The sequence below is a fragment of the Streptomyces sp. NPDC034103 genome (assembly GCF_055575395.1).
In genome coordinates this window covers 51851-68950 of the sequence record NZ_JBVISS010000001.1, presented here as the reverse complement: position 1 = coordinate 68950, position 17100 = coordinate 51851, and the positions used below count along the sequence as shown (strand labels likewise).

Genomic DNA, 17100 nt, shown 5'->3' with positions numbered 1-17100 from the left:
CCTACACAGGGGCACCGGGGAGCACACCCGACGGCACCGCGACAAGAGCAGCTCACCCGGAGGTACCGATGCGGCGGACGGACCCGGAAGGCCACGGCCCCGTCCGTTACGGGCCGCCGCTCCCGGACGACGGTCTGCCCGTCCTGCCCGAGCTGTCCGCCGTGCTCGCCGCGGCCGCCGCCCGCGGCGGGAGCGAACCCGTCGGCGGCGGACCCGCCCTGCTGGAGGCCGCCGCCGGCTACTGGTCCCGGCGTGGACTGGCCACCGGGCCGGAGCGTGTCGTGGCGGCCCCCGGCGCGCCCTCGCTGCTGGTCGCGCTGACCGCCGCGATCGGCGGGGACGTGCTGGTGCCCCGGCCGTGCGCGGCCTATTGGGCGCCGTACGCGCGCCTGTTGGGAAGACCGGTGTTCCACGTGCCGACACCGGCGGAGTGCGGCGGTGTCCCGGACCCGTACGCCCTCCTGGAGACCGTGCGCAGGGTCCGTGAGGAGGGCGGCGACCCCCGGCTGCTCGTGCTGTCCGTCGCCGACGACCCCACCGCCACCGTGGCACCGCCCGAGGTGCTGCACGAGACCGTGGAGGCCGCCACCGCCGAGGGACTGCACCTGGTCAGCGACGAGACCTGGCGCGACACCGTGCACGCGCCGCACGCCACGGTGCTGATCGGCCCCGCGGAGATGCTCCCCGAGCACGTCACCGTCGTCACCGACCTGGCCGGTGCGCTGCTCCCGCCGGGCTGGCCCGCGGCCGTCGCCCGCTTCCCCGCGAGCGAGGCCGGCGAGGATCTGCACGCACGCGTGCTGGACGTCCTCACCGCCCTCGGCGCCCGCGTCGCCGCCCCCGTCGCCGCCGCGGCCCGATACGCGCTCACGGAACCCGAGCCGGTCACCGCGCGCGTGGCGGCCACCGTACGCCTGCACGCGCGCGTGGCCGCCGCCGCGCACACCGCCGTCGTCTCGGCGGGCGCCATGGCCCTGCCCCCGCAGGCCGGCCGGCATCTCTACGTCGACCTCGGCCCGCTGCGCGCCGCGCTCGGCGCGCACGGCGTGGGCGACGCACAGGACCTGGAGGAGTTCCTCTCCGCCCGGCTCGGTCTGCCCGCACCCGGCGGCCATCGCTTCGGCGACGACCTGGGCGCCCTGCGGGTACGGCTGTCCACGGGCGCGTTGCTCACCGGGACGGACGCGGAACTCGAGGAATGCCTCAGTTCCCCCGCACCGCTGGAACTGCCGCACCTGCACCGTGCGTTGATCACCCTGAAGTCGGCCTTCGACGATCTCCGCGACGACGCTCAGCGATGGGAGCCTCCTCGATGACGCAGCAGTCCGAGTCGACCAGCACGAGTACGACCACCCGGGAGGCCGGCGATCCGGCGGCGACATCCTTGTTCGCGCCCTCGTTCCCGCCGCTGTCCGAACCCCGGCCGCTGGGCGAACGGCGGGTGTGGCCGCGGAGCTTCCACGACCGTCTGACCGCACCGCTGCCCGGACTGAAGGCCATGGCCCGCTTCGCCCGTGAGGGCGCCGTCCGGCCCGACCCCCAAGGCCTCGCCGACATTCCGCGGCTGCCGTACGAACCCGGCCCGCTGCCCCGCGTCGACGCCCGCACGGTCGCCGTCTCCTGGGCGGGGCACGCCAGTTGGGTGGTGCGCATCGGCGGACTGACGGTCCTCACCGACCCCGTCTGGTCCCGCCGCATCCTCGGCACCCCGGCCCGGATCACCCCGGTCGGCATCGCCTGGGGCGCCCTGCCCCGCGTCGACGCCGTCGTCATCAGCCACAACCACTACGACCACCTGGACGCCCCCACCCTGCGCCGCCTCCCGCGCGACACCCCGGTGTTCGTGCCCGCCGGACTCGGTGCCTGGTTCCGCCGTCGCCGGTTCACCCGCATCACCGAGCTGGACTGGTGGGAGGCGGCCGAACTGGACGGCGTCCGCCTCGACTTCGTACCGGCCCACCACTGGTCCAAGCGCAGCCTCACCGACACCTGCCGCAGTCTGTGGGGCGGCTGGGTCCTCACCGACCCGGACGGACAGCGCGTCTACTTCGCCGGGGACACCGGCTACGGGCACTGGTTCAGCCGCATCGGCCTGCGCTACCCCGGTATCGACCTCGCCCTGCTGCCCATCGGCGCCTACGACCCCCGCTGGTGGCTCAGCGACGTCCACTGCGACCCGGAGGAGGCGGTGCTGGCGGCGCAGGACCTGGGGGCGCGCAGAATGGCGCCGATGCACTGGGGCACGTTCGTGCTCTCGGCGGAGCCGGTGCTGGAGCCGCTGACCCGGGTGCGGGCGGCGTGGGAGCAGGCGGGGCTGGCGCGCGAGGACCTGTGGGACCTGCCGGTGGGCGGGTCCCGCGTCCTGGAGTAACGGCCGGGGGCTCTGGGCGGCGGAAACCCGGTGGTCGCCCCGCGCCCGTGATCGCTAGCCTCACCCTCCATGAAGCGGCGCCGGCAGAAGAAGCTCTCCCACCACCTCTTCACGGCGACCCTCGCCGGTGACCTCCCCCGCGTGAGGGCGCTCCTCAGGCGCGGCGCGGACCCGGAGCGGCGGTACGCCGACGGCGCCACCCCGCTCTACCTGGCCTGCGTGCAGGGGCGGTCGGGGGTGGCCCGTCTGCTCCTTCAGGCAGGCGCCCGCCCCGACACCGAGAGCGCGGGAGACGGCTCGCAGGGCACCCCGCTGTGCGCGGCCGCCTGCTGGGGCCACACCGAGACCGTGCGGGAACTGCTGGCCCACGGCGCCGACCCGAACCTGCGCGAGGACCACGGCACCGGCTGGGCACCCCTGGACTGGGCGGACAACGGCCCCCACCCCGCCACCGCCACACTCCTGCGAGCCGCCGGAGCGCACAGTCGCGCCGCGCGTCCCTAGGCGCCGGAGGCCCCGCCGTCGACGCCCGCCCGTGCGCCCCCAGCCCCCCGGCCCCGATCGTGCCCGCCACTCACCCCTGGGCCTTGGCGGTCCCGCGTACCCGGCGCCAGGCGCTCGGTGCCATGCTGACCACCACGGTCAGTACGATCGCCGCGACCACACCCTCCCAGGGCTCCCGGAACAGCGAACCGCCGAGGATTCCGATCACCTGGTAGGTGACGGCCCAGGCCAGACAGGCCGGGAAGTTGCCGCGGACGAACCGGCGCATCGGCCACTTCGCCATCAGGCAGGCCAGCATGACGGGGATCCGGCCGGCCGGCACCAGCCGGGACAGCACCAGGACGCCCACCCCGTGATCCGCGAGCTTCTCCTGGGCCTGCGCCAGCCGGTCCTCCGGCGCCCGCGAACGGATCGCCTCCAGCCAGCGCGAGCCGTTCTTCGACTTCATCCCGCGCCGCCCCAGCCAGTACAGCGCCGCGTCCCCGAGGAACGCCGCCAGCGACGCCGTCACGAACACCAGGGCCAGCGCGAACGGCGCGGCCTGATGGAACGCCACCACCGCCGCCGAACTCACCAGCGCCCCCGTGGGCACCACCGGCACCAACGCCCCGATCAGCACCAGCAGGAACAAGGACGGATACCCGAGCGCCTGCTGCGTCGACTCCGGCACGATCGTCGGGACCGTCGCCAGCCAGCTCACCGCGTCACCTCGGGGCGCACGGTCTCTCCGTGCGCCGGCAGATGCACCGCCACACCCGGCGCCCGCTCCGCCGCGAGCCGCATGAACTCCGCACCGGGCGCGTGGAACTCATGAGGGCGCACGGCGTCCATCCCGATCGGCCAGTACGTGCCGTAGTGCACCGGCACCGCGCTGACTGGATCCAGCCGCGCCAGCGCCTCGGCCGCCCGCCCCGGGTCCAGATGCCCCTCACCGAGATACGGTCCCCAGCCGCCCACCGGCAGCAACGCCACGTCGACGGGCCCGACCTCCTTCGCCATCTCGTCGAACAGACCGGTGTCCCCGGCGAAGTAGGTGCGTGCCTCGCCCTCGACGACGAACCCGAGCGCGGGCGACCGGTGCGGTCCGACAGGCAGCCGTCGGCCGTCGTGCCGGGCCGGCACGGTCCGTACGAGCACGTCCCCGACCACCGTCTCGTCGCCCGGGGAGACCTCGCTGACCTGGAGATGGGCGAGCCGGCGCAGTCCCGGTACGGCCCGTGGCGCGCCCCGGGGCACCAGCAGGCGCGTGCCCGGCGCCAGCCGGCGCAGCGAGGGGACGTGCAGATGGTCGGCGTGCAGATGGGACACGAGCGCGATGTCGGCCCGCCAGGCGGTCGGCGGTGGTATCGCGCCCCGGCGGCGGCGCAGATGCGCGAGCCGGCGGGCGAACAGAGGATCGGTGAGCACACGGACGCCCGAGTCCTCGACCGTACAGGTCGCGTGACCCCACCAGGTGATCTCCACCGGCACCTCTTTGCCTCCTTCGCGCGACTCCCCGAAGCCTACGGGCAGGAGTAGGGTCGGCGGCGAAACCCGGAGGTGAGGGGACGCCATGGGACCGGTCCGCGTGACGGCGATCGCGAGTCTGACGCCGCTGGAGGAGCTGGAGGCCGACCCGTTCCTGGTGGACTCCCGCAGCCAGCACGCGATGTGTGCCCGCTGGGCGGCGGAGCGCGGCTACACCGTCAGTCGGGAACTGCTCGTCCGCGGCCTGCGCGCCGACCACTGCGTCCTGTGGGACGGCGTCCGCCCGGGCACCGACCTCTTCGTCGCGCCCAGCCGCCGGGTCCTGGAGAGCGCCCTGTCCTCCGTGGAGGAGTTCACCGCCGAGTGCGCACGTCGCGGGGTGCGCGTGGAGACGGTGGGGCGCGCGGAACCGTCGTACGACGCCCAGATGAAGGCCCGGGTCCACCGCCGGCTGTCGATGCCGACGGCCGGGTACGACGGGCGCTGACGCCCTGGGGGACACCGGGCCGGCTCGATCCGTTGTGACAGGGTGGGTACAGGCCCGCACCGGCGACGGGCCGGGGACGTGAGGTGCGGGGCGTGCGAGGCGGGCGTTGGCGGCGGGCCGCCAGTCAGGCGGGGCGGAGCGTCGCGGTGTGGGCGGTCTCCACCGTCACGATGCTCGCGCTCGCCGGGATCCTGCCGGACTTCCGGCTCCGGTCCGAGGACGGCGACAGCGCCACCGACATCGCCGTCACCGCGGCCCTCGGCGCCGGCGCCTTCGGTGTGCTGTCCGCCCTGTTCTGGCCGCTGCTGGTACGGCTCCTGCTGCTCGTGCCCGCCCTCGTCCTCGGGCTGCTGGTCTTCTTCCTCAACGGCGCGCTGCTCCTGGTCGCGCTGGGCCTGAACCCCGCCGAGCGCGGTGCGGCCGCACCGGAGACCGCGGTCGTGGTGGCCGCGGTGATGTCGGCCGTCGCCTCCGCCACCGGCGCCGCCCTGGCGGTGCGGGACGACGACGCCTACCGGCGCCGCCTGTACCGGCTCGCCGACCGCCGCCGCCGATCGGGCCCGGCCGGCCCCTCCACCCCGGGAACGCTCTTCCTCCAGCTCGACGGCGTCGGCCACGACGTCCTGCTGGCCGCGGTGAAGAAGGGCCTGATGCCCACCGTCGCCCAGTGGCTGGACAGCAGCCACCGCCTCACCCCCTGGCGCACCGACTGGTCCAGCCAGACCGGCGCCAGCCAGCTCGGCATCCTGCACGGCAGCAACGAGGACGTGCCCGCCTTCCGCTGGTACGAGAAGGACAGCCAGGAAGTGATGGTCTGCAACCGCCCCACCAGCGCCGCCGAACTCCAGCGCCGGGCGGTCGAGCGCACCGGCGACGGCGGGCTGCTCAGCGCCGACGGGGCCAGCCGCGGCAACCTCTTCAGCGGCGGCGCCGACGAGCAGGCCCTCGTGCTGTCCATCGCCACCCGACGCCGCAGCCGCGAGACCCGTTCCCGCGCGGGATACTTCGCCTACTTCTCCGACCCCGCCAACGCCGTGCGCACCGCGCTGTCCTTCCTCGCCGAGGTCGGCCGGGAGATCTGCCAGTCCACCCGGGCCCGGGTGCGCCGGGTCCGCCCGCGCGTCAAGCGCGGCGGCCTCTACCCGTTCATCCGCGCCTTCGCCACGGTCGTGGAGCGGGACGTCGTGGTCGCCGCCGTGATGGGCGACATGCTCGCCGGCCGCTCCGCGATCTACGCCGACCTGGTCGCCTACGACGAGGTGGCCCACCACTCCGGGCCGCGCAGCCGGGACGCCGAGAAGGTCCTCGAACGCCTCGACCGTTCCCTCGCGTTGATCGAGAACGTCGTCGAGCACGCCCCGCGCCCCTACCGGATCGTCGTGCTGTCCGACCACGGCCAGAGCCCCGGCGAGACCTTCCGCACCCGCTACGGCCTCTCCCTGGGCGACCTGGTGCGGGCCGGCTGCGGGCTGCCCGTGCCGCGCAAGGCGCGACGCACCCACAGCGGAGCCGAGGCCCGTGCCGCCGTGCGTGCCGCGCTGCGTCGGCCCGTCGAGGAGGGCGGCGAGCAGCACCGGCCCTCCAGCCGCCGATCGGAACCCCTGGTGCTCGCCTCCGGCAACCTCGGTCTGATCTCCTTCCCGGACGTCCACCACCGGATGAGCAAGGAGGAGATCGACGCCCGCCACCCCGCCCTGCTGACCACCCTCGCCAACCATCCCGGCATCGGCTTCCTCCTCGTGCGCAGCGAGCAGCACGGGGGCGTGGTGATCGGCCCGTTCAACACCGAGATCCCGGTCGACGAACTCGACAGGAACCCGGGCCCGTTGGCCGCCTTCGGACCGGGCGCCGCCGACGCCGTCCGCCGTACGCACGGTTTCGCGCACACCGCCGACATCATGGTCAACTCCTGGTACGACCCGGCCGAGGGCGAAGTCCTCGCCTTCGAGGAGCAGATCGGCTCGCACGGCGGCCTCGGCGGGGCCCAGGGCAGGCCGTTCCTGATGTCACCCGTGGTCCTGTCCGCGCCGGTGGCGCAGGAAGAGGAACTCGTCGGCGCCGAGCACGTCCACCGCGTCCTGCGCCGCTGGCTGCGCGAATCGGACGGCCCGCAGGTGCCCCTGACGGTACGTCAGGGCGAGGACCGCCAGGCGGCGTAGCCGCCGCGGTCCGCCGTTCCCGTGAGCGGCTCCGCCGGTGAACGGCCCCTCCGGCCGACCGCCCGAAAAATCGTGTGCGCCCCGGGAAGGCTCACCGAGATGCAGATCGGCACCATGCCCGACGGCCTCCTGCACGACCCCGCGCTCAAGGACCTCTCCGCCGAGGAGGTCTACGACCGGATCGCCGGGGACCTGCGCCGGATGCGCCGGCTCGGCAACCTGCGCGGCAAGGGGCTCGGCGACGTCCTCGGCGGCCCGCTCGGCTCGCCCCGCGACTATGTCGACCTCGACGAGTTCTACCGCCGCGGCCTCGGTCACGGCCTGGACCTGCACGAGCGGCAGGAACGCGGCTTCCTGCCGGGCGGGCTGGTCGAGGAGATCCGCGCGCTCACCCATCCTCCGCTGCCCTGGGACGCCCAACTGGCCCGCTGGTTCGATGAGTTCGTGCCCCGCCCTGAGCCGCTGCGGTCGTACGCCCGGCCCTCCCGCCGCCAGTCGTCCACCCCCGACATCCCCCGCGCGGGCCGCTGGTTCCCGCCCGAGGAGATCGCCCGCTGCACCTTCGGCGTCGTTCTGGACACCTCCGGCTCCATGGACCGCACCCTGCTCGGCAAGGCGCTCGGTGCCATCGCCTCCTACGCCGAGGCCCGGGACGTACCGGCCGCGCGCGTGGTGTTCTGCGACGCCGCCCCGTACGACGCGGGCTACCTGCCGGTCACCGAGATCGCCGGCCGGGTCCGGGTGCGCGGCCGGGGCGGCACGGTCCTTCAGCCCGGGGTCGACCTGCTGCACCGGGCGGACGACTTCCCACCCGGCGCGCCCGTGTTGGTGATCACGGACGGCTGGTGCGACGTGCTGCGGGTGCGGCGCGAGCACGCGTATCTGATCCCGGACGGGGCCCGGCTGCCGTTCAGTGCCCGCGGGCCGGTCTTCAGGGTGCGGTGAGCTGGAGTGTGATCGGATGGGTCCGACAACCCGGAACCGGGACACCATGAAAGGACTGACCGTGGCTACCACGCGCTCCGCACACACCGTCTGGGAAGGCAACCTGCTCGAGGGCAACGGGGTCGTCTCCTTCGACTCCTCCGGCGCCATCGACCAGCAGCCGGTGACGTGGGCTGCCCGCACCCAGGAGGCGAACGGCAAGACCAGCCCCGAGGAGCTGATCGCGGCCGCCCACTCCAGCTGCTTCTCGATGGCGTTCTCGCACGCCCTCGCGGGGTCCGGCACCCCGCCCACCAAGCTCACCACCTCCGCCGACGTCACCTTCCAGCCGGGCGAGGGCATCACCGGCATCCACCTGACCGTCGAGGGCACCGTGCCGGGCCTCGACGAGGACGCCTTCGTCGCCGCGGCCGAGCAGGCCAAGGTGAACTGCCCCGTCAGCCAGGCACTGAAGGCCGTGCCGATCACCCTGTCGGCCAAGCTCGCCTGAGGCCCGTTCCCACGGCCTCGATGCCGCGTTCCCGCGAGGGGCGCGGCATCCGCTGTTTCGGGGTACCCGGCGGGTACGAGCCTTCGGGGGGTACGCGGCTTTCGGCGTAGGCGGCATTGACAACAGCGCGCTCAAGTTTTGTGCTGGAGTCCGGGAAGTGCCCTGGCGGAAGGGGACAGCGATGGGACGCGCGGTCGGGATCGATCTGGGGACCACGAACTCCGTGGTGGCCGTCCTGGAGGGCGGCGAACCCACGGTCGTCGCCAATGCGGAGGGGGCCAGGACCACACCGTCGGTCGTGGCCTTCGCCAAGAACGGCGAGGTGCTCGTCGGGGAGGTCGCCAAACGGCAGGCCGTGACGAACGTCGAGCGCACGGCCCGCTCGGTGAAACGGCACATGGGCGACGGGGAGTGGCGCTTCCCCGACCAGGGCTCCGTCGACGGCACCCGCTACCGGGCGCAGGAGCTGTCGGCGCGGGTGCTGCAGAAGCTGAAGCGGGACGCCGAGTCCTATCTCGGCGAGGACGTCACCGACGCGGTGATCACGGTGCCGGCCTACTTCGACGACGCCCAGCGGCAGGCCACCAAGGAGGCCGGGGAGATCGCGGGCCTGAACGTCCTGCGGATCATCAACGAGCCCACCGCGGCCGCCCTCGCCTACGGCCTGGACCGGGGCGAGGAGCAGACCGTCCTCGTCTTCGACCTCGGCGGCGGCACCTTCGACGTCTCCCTGCTGGAGATCGGCGACGGGGTCATCGAGGTCAAGGCGACCAACGGCGACACCCACCTCGGCGGCGACGACTGGGACCAGCGGGTCGTGGAGCACCTGGTGAAGAAGTTCCAGGGCAGTTACGGCGTCGACCTCGGCAAGGACAAGATGGCGCTGCAACGCCTGCGGGAGGGCGCCGAGAAGGCCAAGATCGAGCTGTCGAGCTCGTCGGAGACGACGATCAACCTCCCCTACATCACCGCCTCCGCCGAGGGCCCGCTGCACCTCGACGAGAAACTGACGCGCGCTCAGTTCCAGGAGCTCACCGCCGACTTGCTCGACCGCTGCAAGACACCCTTCCACCAGGCCGTCAAGGACGCCGGCATCAAGCTCGCCGCGGTCGACCACGTCATCCTCGTCGGCGGCTCGACCCGGATGCCCGCCGTCACCGACCTGGTCAAGGAACTCACCGGCAGGGACCCGCACAAGGGCGTCAACCCCGACGAGGTCGTCGCCGTCGGCGCCGCTCTCCAGGCCGGCGTCATCCGCGGTGACGTCAAGGACGTCCTGCTGCTGGACGTCACCCCGCTGTCCCTGGGCATCGAGACCAAGGGCGGCATCATGACCAAGCTCATCGAGCGCAACACCACGATCCCGACCCGCCGTTCGGAGATCTTCACGACGGCCATCGACAACCAGCCCTCGGTGGGCATCCAGGTCTACCAGGGTGAACGGGAGATCGCCGCGTACAACAAGAAGCTGGGCGTCTTCGACCTCACCGGCCTGCCGCCCGCCCCGCGGGGCGTCCCGCAGGTCGAGGTCGCCTTCGACATCGACGCCAACGGGATCATGCACGTCTCGGCGAAGGACCTCGCGACCGGCCGCGAGCAGAAGATGACGGTGACGGGCGGCTCGGCGCTCCCCAAGGACGACATCGACCGCATGATGCGCGAGGCCGAGCAGTACGCGGAGGAGGACCGCAAGCGCCGGGAGGCGGCCGAGACCCGCAACCAGGCCGAGCAACTCGTCTACCAGACCGAGAAGTTCATCCGGGACAACGACGAACGCGTCCCCGCCGAGACCAGGTCGGAGGTGGAGGCGGCGATCGCGGAGCTGAAGACCCTGCTGGAGCAGAACGCCGACACCGGCGCCCTGCGCACCGCCGTCGAGAAAGTCGCCACCGTCAGCCAGAAGATGGGCCAGGCGATGTACGCCCAGGCGCAGTCCGAACCGGCCGCCGGGCAGGAGCAGTCGGCGTCGTCCGAGCCGCCGCCGGAGGAGGAGGGCGTGGTGGACGCGGAGATCGTCGACGACGACAAGGACCCCAAGGGCGGGGCCGCCTGAGGCCACCTCGCCCGGGATTCCCCTGGTGAAGACGGTTCGCGGTGGCTCGCACGGGCTACGCGCCCGTCTTCTCCCAGCCCCGCCGTTCCGGACGCGGCCCCAGTTGCCTGGGGTCACGACTCCGGTACACGACATACGGGCGGAACAGGTACTGCACCGGCGCGCTGAACATGTGCACCAGCCGGCTGTACGGCACGAACGCGATCAGCGCCATGCCGATCACCGCGTGCACCTGGTACAGCACCGGTACGCCCGTCATCCGGTCGATGTCCGGCCGGAGCGTGAACAGGCTGCGGGCCCAGGGGCCGATGGACTCACGGTAGTTGTAGCCGTCGCCGGAGGCATGGGTGAGCTTGGCGATCATGCCCAACGCGATCGCCGCGAGCAGCACCAGGTACATCAGCTTGTCGTTGGCGGTGGTGGCCCGGAAGACGGGCGCCTTGGTACGCCGGCGATAGACGAGCAGCAGGATCCCGGCGACGGCCAGTACGCCGGCCGCGGTTCCGCCGTAGAGCGAGAGCAGATGGTAGGTGTGCTCGTCGACCCCGAACGTCTCCGTCCACGACATCGGCACGAACAGGCCCATGAGGTGCCCGGCCAGCACGAACAGGATGCCGTAGTGGAAGGCCGGTGAGGCGATGTTCAGCAGCTTCGACTCGTAGACCTGCGAGGAACGGGTCGTCCAGCCGAACTTGTCGTAGCGGTGGCGCCAGACCAGTCCGGCGACGAGCAGGACGAGGGTGACGTACGGCAGCACGCCCCAGAGCAGTGTGGTCATGATCGCACCCCGGTGCAGGCGGTCGGCAGTGTGGCGCACACGGCGCCCAGGACGGACGCGTACGGTGTCCCGAAGTCGGTCAGCCGGGTGCGCAACTGCTCCAGGCCGCCCCGGTGTTCGGTGAGCAGGTCGGTGTCGCCGGTGCGGGCCGCGAACTCCAGCACCGCGGGCAGGAAGTCCGGCAGCTCCTCACCGGTGAACTCCAGGCCCGCCGCCCGGTAGACCTCCTTGAAGCGGACCAGCGACATACCGCGCCGCCGCGTGTCGCCGTCCTGCCACCAACTCAGGTACAGACTGTGCCGGTTCTTGAAGTCGAAGACCTGGACGTAGTGCGCGGCCAGCTCCTGCGGAGCGGTGAGCGCCGCATGGTCCACGAACTCCCGCAGCTGCGGCGCCGCTTCACGCAACAGCGGCAGCCGGGCGCGGAAGTCGTCGTCGGGGTATGTCAGACAGAGCGCGGCTGCCTGGTACAGAACGGCGTACGACGGCATCAGACCTCCTCGGCGTCGGCCGGGTCGTCGGACGTCTGGCGTCTGCGCAGACCGTGGAAGTTCTCCACCGAGACCACCGGCAGCAGCTTGCGGCCGGAGTCCTGGCCGAAGGGCCCGTCGCCGCCCATGCCCGGCCCGCCGTCGTACTCGAGGCTGCACTCCTGCGGCAGCGCCGACTCCTCCAGCCGGCGGGCGTCGCCGACGGCCGCGGTCGGGATCACGTACCGGTCCTCGTACTTGGCGATCGCCAGCAGCCGGTACATCTCCTCGATCTCGCCTGGTGTCATCCCGACCGCCTCGGTGACGGCCGGATCGGGCTCCTCACCGAGGTTGATCGCCCGCATGTGGGCGCGCATCGCGGCGAGCTTCTCCAGGGATGCCCGTACCGGCGCGGTGTCACCGGCCGTGAAGACCTCCGCGAGGTACTCCAGCGGGATGCGCAGGGTGTCGATGGCGCCGAAGAGGTTCCCGGCGTCCTCACCGTCGTGCCCGGTCTCGGTGAGGGCGTCCACGACCGGCGACAGCGGCGGGATGTACCAGACCATGGGCATGGTGCGGTACTCCGGATGCAGCGGCAGCGCCACCCGGTACGTGCTGATGAGAGCGCGCACGGGGGAGCGCCGGGCCGCCTCCATCCAGTCGTACGTGATCCCCGCCTCCTCCGCCGCCCGCTGCACCGCGCGGTCGTCGGGGTCGAGGAAGACACCCAACTGGGCCTCGTACAGGCCCTTGTCGTCGGGTGTGGAGGCGGCGGCGGTGACCTTGTCGGCGTCGTAGAGGATCACGCCGAGGTAGCGCAGGCGGCCCACGCAGGTCTCCGAGCAGACCGTCGGCAGACCGACCTCGACGCGCGGATAGCACATCGTGCACTTCTCGGCCTTGCCGGTGCGGTGGTTGAAGTAGACCTTCTTGTACGGGCATCCGGTCACGCACATCCGCCAGCCCCGGCACTGGTCCTGGTCGACCAGGACGATGCCGTCCTCGGCCCGCTTGTACATCGCGCCCGACGGACAGGACGCCACGCAGGACGGGTTGAGGCAGTGCTCGCAGATCCGCGGCAGATAGAACATGAAGGTCTGCTCGAACTCGAACCTGACCTTGTCCGCGGCCTGCCTGCGGGTCCGCTCGACCATCGGGTCGAGGTCGCCGTAGGCGGGGGCGCCGGCGAGGTTGTCGTCCCAGTTCGACGACCACTCGATCTTCATCGGCTTGCCGTCGATCTGTGAGACCGGCCGGGCGACGGGGAAGTCGTCGCCGAGCGGGGCCTCGGTGAGGTTCTTGTAGTCGTAGGTCCAGGGCTCGTAGTAGTCCTTGATCTCCGGCAGCTTGGGGTTGGAGAAGATGCCGAGGAGCTTGTGGAAGCGGCCGCCCGCCTTGAGTCTGAGCGCCCCGCGCCGGTTCAGCTCCCAGCCGCCGCGCCACTTCTCCTGGTCCTCGTAGCGGCGTGGATAGCCCTGTCCGGGCCGGGTCTCGACGTTGTTGAACCAGACGTACTCCATGCCCTGCCGGTTGGTCCACGCCTGCTTGCAGGTGACCGAACAGGTGTGGCAGCCGATGCACTTGTCGAGGTTCATGACCATCGCGATCTGAGCCATCACCCTCATCAGTACTCGACCTCCTGGCTGCGGCGGCGGATGACCGTGACCTCGTCGCGCTGGTTGCCCGTCGGACCCAGGTAGTTGAACGCCCACGACAACTGGGCGTAGCCGCCGACGAGATGGGACGGTTTGAGGATCAGCCGGGTGAGCGAGTTGTGGATGCCGCCGCGCTTCCCGGTCGTCTCCGTCCTGGGGACGTTCACCGTGCGCTCCTGCGCGTGGTGCATGTAGACCGTGCCGGCCGGCATGCGGTGCGAGACGATCGCGCGGGCGACGACCACGCCGTTGCGGTTGACCGCTTCGATCCAGTCGTCGTCCCGCACGCCGATCGCGTCCGCGTCCTGCGGGGACATCCAGATCGACTGACCGCCCCGGGAGAGGGCGAGCATGAACAGGTTGTCCTGGTACTCGGAGTGGATGGACCACTTGTTGTGCGGGGTGAGGTAACGGACCGTCACCTCACGTTCGCCGTCCGGGCCGAGCCGCGGTTCGCCGAACAGCTTGTTCATGTCGAGCGGCGGACGGTAGACGGGGAGCGCCTCGCCCAGCTCGTGCATCCAGTCGTGGTCGATGAAGAAGTGCTGGCGGCCGGTGAGGGTGTGCCAGGGCTTGAGGTGCTCGGTGTTGAGGGTGAAGGCGGTGTACCGGCGCCCACCGGACTCGCTGCCCGACCACTCCGGCGAGGTGATCACGGGGACCGGCGCCGCCTGGGTGTCGGCGTAGGTGATGCGCTTGCCCTCGTGCTCGGCGGCGAGGTGGGCCATCTCCTGGCCGGTGCGCTCCTGAAGGGTGTGGAAGCCCTGGGTGGCGAGCCGGCCGTTGGTGGTGCCGGACAGGGCGAGGATGGTGTTCGCGGCCTTCACGGCGGTGTCGATCGAGGGGCGCCCCTGGTAGCCGGTGCCGTTCAGCTCGCGCAGGTGCCGCACCTCCTCGTCCGGCCTGAGGGCGATCCCCTTGCACGGCAGCCCCAGTTCCTCCACCAGCGGGCCGAGCGCCCGGAACTTGGCGCCGATCGCCGTGTAGTCCCGCTCGACGACCGTCAGGTTCGGCAGGGTCCTGCCGGGCACCGGTTCGCACTCGCCGCGCTTCCAGTCCAGGACCACCCCGCCGGGCTGGGCGATCTCGCCCGGGGTGTCGTGCTGCATCGGGGTCGCCACCAGGTCCTTGCGGACACCCAGGTGTACGACCGCCAGCTCGCTGAGCCGGTCGGCCAGCGCCTTGAAGGTGTCGAAGTCGGTGCGGGCCTGCCAGGGCGGGTCCACGGCCGGCGTGAAGGAGTGCACGTAGGGGTGCATGTCCGTGCTGGACAGGTCGTGTTTCTCGTATCAGGTCGCGGCCGGCAGGACCACGTCCGACAACAGCGTGGAGGACGTCTGCCGGAAGTCCAGCGACAGCAGCAGGTCGAGCTTGCCCTCGGGGGCCTCGTCCCGCCAGGTCACATCGCGGGGCCGCTCGTCCACCGCGGCCTCCTCGGCGCTCAACGACGAGTGCGTGCCCAGCAGATGCCTGGTGAAGTACTCGGCGCCCTTCGCGGACGAGCCGAGCAGATTGGCCCGCCACAGCGTCAGCACACGCGGCCAGTTCTCGGGGGCGTCCGGATCCTCGCAGGCGAACTTCAGTGTCCCGGCGCGGAGTTCGGCCACCGCCCTGGACACCGGGTCGCCGAAGGCGGCACCGAGGTCGAGGGGGTTGCGGTCGAAGGTCGGGTACGACGGCATCCAGCCCGAACGGGCCGACAGGGCGAGGCAGTCGGCGCCCGTCATGCCCTTGAACCGGCCCTCACCGAGCGGTGAGGCGAGGACGTCGGCGGTGAACCGGTCGTAACGCCACTGGTCGGTGTTGAGGAACCAGTACGCCGTGCCGATCATCTGGCGCGGCGGCCGGGACCAGTCGGAGGCGGCGGCCAGGGTGGCCCAGCCGGTGACCGGGCGGCACTTCTCCTGGCCGACGTAGTGCGCCCAGCCGCCGCCGTTGCGGCCCTGGCAACCGGTCAGCTGGAGCAGGGCGAGGAAGGCGCGGTAGATCGTCTCGGAGTGGAACCAGTGGTTGGTGCCGGCGCCCATCAGGATCATGCAGCGGCCCTTGGAGCGCTCGGCGGTGCGCGCGAACTCGCGGGCGATCTTGACGCACTTGGCGGCCGTGACGGAGGTGTGCACCTCCTGCCAGGCGGGGGTGCCGGGCGCCCCGGCGTCCTCGTAGGAGGCCGGCCAGCTGCCGGGCAGGTCGGGGCGCCGTACGCCGTACTGCGCCAGCAGCAGGTCGAAGACGGTCGTCACCAGGGGGCCGCCCGCGCCGCCCAGCCGGGTCGCCGGCACCCCGCGCCGTACGACGTCACCGCGGCCCTGGCCGTGCTCGCCGCCTTCGGTGTCGAAGCGGGGGAGGAGGACCTCGACGCCGGTGGAGACGCTCTGCCCGTGCAGGGTCAATGTCGGCTCGATCGCACCGAGTTCGAGGTTCCAGCGGCCCTTGCCGGACTCGGTCCAGCGGAAGCCCAGGGAACCGTTGGGGACCACGGCCCGACCGCTCGCCGCGTCCAGCACGACCGTCTTCCACTCCGCGCCCTCACCCTCGTGGCCGAGGTCGGTGGCGCGCAGGAACTTCGACGGGACGTGGGCGCCGTCCTTCTCGTCGAGCGTCACCAGGAAGGGCAGGTCGGTGAACTTCCTGACGTAGTCCGCGAAGAACGGCGTCTCGCGGTCGACGAAGAACTCCTTGAGGATCACATGGCCCATCGCGAGGGCCAGGGCGCCGTCCGTGCCGGGGTGCGGGTGCAGCCACTCGTCGGCGAACTTGGCGTTGTCGGCGTAGTCCGGCGCGACCACGACCACCTTCTGGCCCCGGTAGCGGGCCTCCGCCATCCAGTGCGCGTCCGGCGTACGGGTCACCGGGACGTTCGAGCCCCACATCATCAGATACGCGGCGTCCCACCAGTCGCCGGACTCGGGGACGTCGGTCTGGTCGCCGAAGACCTGCGGGGAGGCGACGGGCAGGTCGGCGTACCAGTCGTAGAACGACAGCATCGGGGCGCCGATGAGGGAGTGGAAGCGGGCACCCGCCGCGTGCGACACCATCGACATCGCGGGGATCGGCGAGAAACCGGCGATCCGGTCGGGCCCGTACGTCCTGATCGTGTGGACGTGCGCGGCGGCGACGATCTCGACGGCCTCGTCCCAGGTGGCGCGGACCAGGCCACCCTTGCCGCGGGCCTGCTGGTAGCGGCGCCGGCGCTCCGGGGCGTCCTGGATGTCCGCCCAGGCCAGCACCGGGTCGCCGGTTCTCGCGAGCGCCTCGCGGTACATCTCCAGCAGGACACCGCGGACATACGGGTAGCGCACACGGGTGGGGGAGTACGTGTACCAGGAGAACGCGGCGCCCCGGGGACAGCCGCGCGGCTCGTACTCGGGGCGGTCCGGGCCGACGCTCGGATAGTCGGTCTGCTGGGTCTCCCAGGTGATGATGCCGTCCTTGACGTACACCTTCCAGCGGCAGGAACCCGTGCAGTTCACCCCGTGCGTGGAGTTCACGACCTTGTCGTGGCTCCAGCGGTCCCGGTAGAAGGCGTCCGCCTCGCGCCCACCCGTCAGCCCGATGCTGTGCAGGTCGGGCGCGGCCCGGCCCGGCCGGAAGAACCTCCCGGCGCGCAGCAGCGCCGCACCCGGCTCCGTGGGCGGGGTGGGCGGGGTCTGGGTGTCGGTCACATGCGCTCCCTTGCTGGCCCGTGCCTCGAAGCTAGGGCTGAGCAGGGGAGCACACCCGT

12 protein-coding genes and 2 pseudogenes are annotated in these 17100 nt (G+C 72.0%); 8 read left to right on the top strand and 6 right to left on the bottom strand.

Features of this window, described 5'->3' with window-relative positions:
• The first annotated feature begins 68 nt into the window (after window positions 1–68).
• The 3 genes from ACZ56U_RS00285 (at window position 69) to ACZ56U_RS00275 (ending at window position 2875) form a co-directional block, all read left to right on the top strand.
• Window positions 69–1316: an aminotransferase class I/II-fold pyridoxal phosphate-dependent enzyme gene (locus tag ACZ56U_RS00285; protein ID WP_469081765.1), complete on the top strand. Its 1248-nt coding sequence runs from the start codon at window positions 69–71 to the stop codon at window positions 1314–1316.
• A complete protein-coding gene (locus ACZ56U_RS00280; protein ID WP_469081764.1) occupies window positions 1313–2371 on the top strand; it encodes an MBL fold metallo-hydrolase in 1059 nt (352 codons plus the stop codon). The genes ACZ56U_RS00285 and ACZ56U_RS00280 overlap by 4 nt, the downstream gene beginning before the upstream one ends.
• A 69-nt stretch (window positions 2372–2440) precedes the next feature.
• Complete coding sequence (locus ACZ56U_RS00275; RefSeq protein ID WP_469081763.1) at window positions 2441–2875, top strand: ankyrin repeat domain-containing protein; 435 nt, start codon at window positions 2441–2443, stop codon at window positions 2873–2875.
• 70 nt (window positions 2876–2945) lie between these two features.
• Here the strand turns inward: ACZ56U_RS00275 and ACZ56U_RS00270 are convergent, their stop codons facing one another.
• Together ACZ56U_RS00270 and ACZ56U_RS00265 are read right to left on the bottom strand one after the other, a co-directional pair.
• The gene (locus tag ACZ56U_RS00270; protein WP_469081762.1) at window positions 2946–3575 is read right to left on the bottom strand and encodes a DedA family protein; all 630 of its coding nucleotides are present in this window, start codon (window positions 3573–3575) and stop codon (window positions 2946–2948) included.
• Window positions 3572–4345, bottom strand: a complete 774-nt coding sequence (locus tag ACZ56U_RS00265) for an MBL fold metallo-hydrolase (RefSeq protein ID WP_469081761.1) — start codon at window positions 4343–4345, stop codon at window positions 3572–3574. The genes ACZ56U_RS00270 and ACZ56U_RS00265 overlap by 4 nt, the downstream gene beginning before the upstream one ends.
• A gap of 82 nt (window positions 4346–4427) precedes the next feature.
• On the opposite strand from ACZ56U_RS00265, the gene ACZ56U_RS00260 reads away from it, so the two are divergent.
• From ACZ56U_RS00260 to dnaK, 5 genes and pseudogenes are all read left to right on the top strand, one after another.
• The gene (locus ACZ56U_RS00260; RefSeq protein ID WP_469081760.1) at window positions 4428–4829 is read left to right on the top strand and encodes a hypothetical protein; all 402 of its coding nucleotides are present in this window, start codon (window positions 4428–4430) and stop codon (window positions 4827–4829) included.
• Between the two features lie 83 nt (window positions 4830–4912).
• Window positions 4913–6988 carry a phage holin family protein gene (locus ACZ56U_RS00255; protein ID WP_469081759.1) on the top strand — a complete coding sequence of 692 codons (2076 nt, stop codon included), beginning with the start codon at window positions 4913–4915 and terminating at the stop codon, window positions 6986–6988.
• Window positions 6989–7072: 84 nt separating this feature from the next.
• Window positions 7073–7933, top strand: a pseudogene (locus ACZ56U_RS00250) (vWA domain-containing protein); the annotation flags it as partial.
• Window positions 7934–7994: 61 nt separating this feature from the next.
• Entirely contained in the window at window positions 7995–8423 is a 429-nt protein-coding gene (locus tag ACZ56U_RS00245) for an OsmC family protein (RefSeq protein ID WP_469081758.1), read from the top strand.
• A gap of 181 nt (window positions 8424–8604) precedes the next feature.
• Window positions 8605–10476 carry a molecular chaperone DnaK gene (gene dnaK, locus ACZ56U_RS00240; RefSeq protein WP_469081757.1) on the top strand — a complete coding sequence of 624 codons (1872 nt, stop codon included), beginning with the start codon at window positions 8605–8607 and terminating at the stop codon, window positions 10474–10476.
• Between the two features lie 55 nt (window positions 10477–10531).
• Here dnaK and narI read toward each other — a convergent pair whose 3' ends face one another.
• The 4 genes and pseudogenes from narI to ACZ56U_RS00220 all read right to left on the bottom strand — a co-directional run bounded on the left by narI (window position 10532) and on the right by ACZ56U_RS00220 (window position 17041).
• Window positions 10532–11254: a respiratory nitrate reductase subunit gamma gene (gene narI, locus ACZ56U_RS00235; protein ID WP_469081756.1), complete on the bottom strand. Its 723-nt coding sequence runs from the start codon at window positions 11252–11254 to the stop codon at window positions 10532–10534.
• The gene (gene narJ, locus ACZ56U_RS00230; protein ID WP_469081755.1) at window positions 11251–11745 is read right to left on the bottom strand and encodes a nitrate reductase molybdenum cofactor assembly chaperone; all 495 of its coding nucleotides are present in this window, start codon (window positions 11743–11745) and stop codon (window positions 11251–11253) included. Before narJ ends, narI begins: the two co-directional genes overlap by 4 nt.
• Window positions 11745–13349 carry a nitrate reductase subunit beta gene (narH, locus tag ACZ56U_RS00225; RefSeq protein WP_469081754.1) on the bottom strand — a complete coding sequence of 535 codons (1605 nt, stop codon included), beginning with the start codon at window positions 13347–13349 and terminating at the stop codon, window positions 11745–11747. Before narH ends, narJ begins: the two co-directional genes overlap by 1 nt.
• Window positions 13349–17041 (bottom strand): annotated as a pseudogene (locus ACZ56U_RS00220) (nitrate reductase subunit alpha). The gene narH and the pseudogene ACZ56U_RS00220 overlap by 1 nt, the downstream one beginning before the upstream one ends.
• Window positions 17042–17100: the final 59 nt, after the last annotated feature.

What these genes read in the sequence shown, in the direction of transcription:
- ACZ56U_RS00285 (WP_469081765.1), top strand. Translation starts at nt 69, where the DNA reads ATGCGGCGGACGGACCCGGAAGGCCACGGCCCCGTCCGTTACGGGCCG.
- ACZ56U_RS00280 (WP_469081764.1), top strand. Translation starts at nt 1,313, where the DNA reads ATGACGCAGCAGTCCGAGTCGACCAGCACGAGTACGACCACCCGGGAG.
- ACZ56U_RS00275 (WP_469081763.1), top strand. Translation starts at nt 2,441, where the DNA reads ATGAAGCGGCGCCGGCAGAAGAAGCTCTCCCACCACCTCTTCACGGCG.
- ACZ56U_RS00260 (WP_469081760.1), top strand. Translation starts at nt 4,428, where the DNA reads ATGGGACCGGTCCGCGTGACGGCGATCGCGAGTCTGACGCCGCTGGAG.
- dnaK (WP_469081757.1), top strand. Translation starts at nt 8,605, where the DNA reads ATGGGACGCGCGGTCGGGATCGATCTGGGGACCACGAACTCCGTGGTG.
- narI (WP_469081756.1), bottom strand. Translation starts at nt 11,254, where the DNA reads ATGACCACACTGCTCTGGGGCGTGCTGCCGTACGTCACCCTCGTCCTG.
- narJ (WP_469081755.1), bottom strand. Translation starts at nt 11,745, where the DNA reads ATGCCGTCGTACGCCGTTCTGTACCAGGCAGCCGCGCTCTGTCTGACA.
- narH (WP_469081754.1), bottom strand. Translation starts at nt 13,349, where the DNA reads ATGAGGGTGATGGCTCAGATCGCGATGGTCATGAACCTCGACAAGTGC.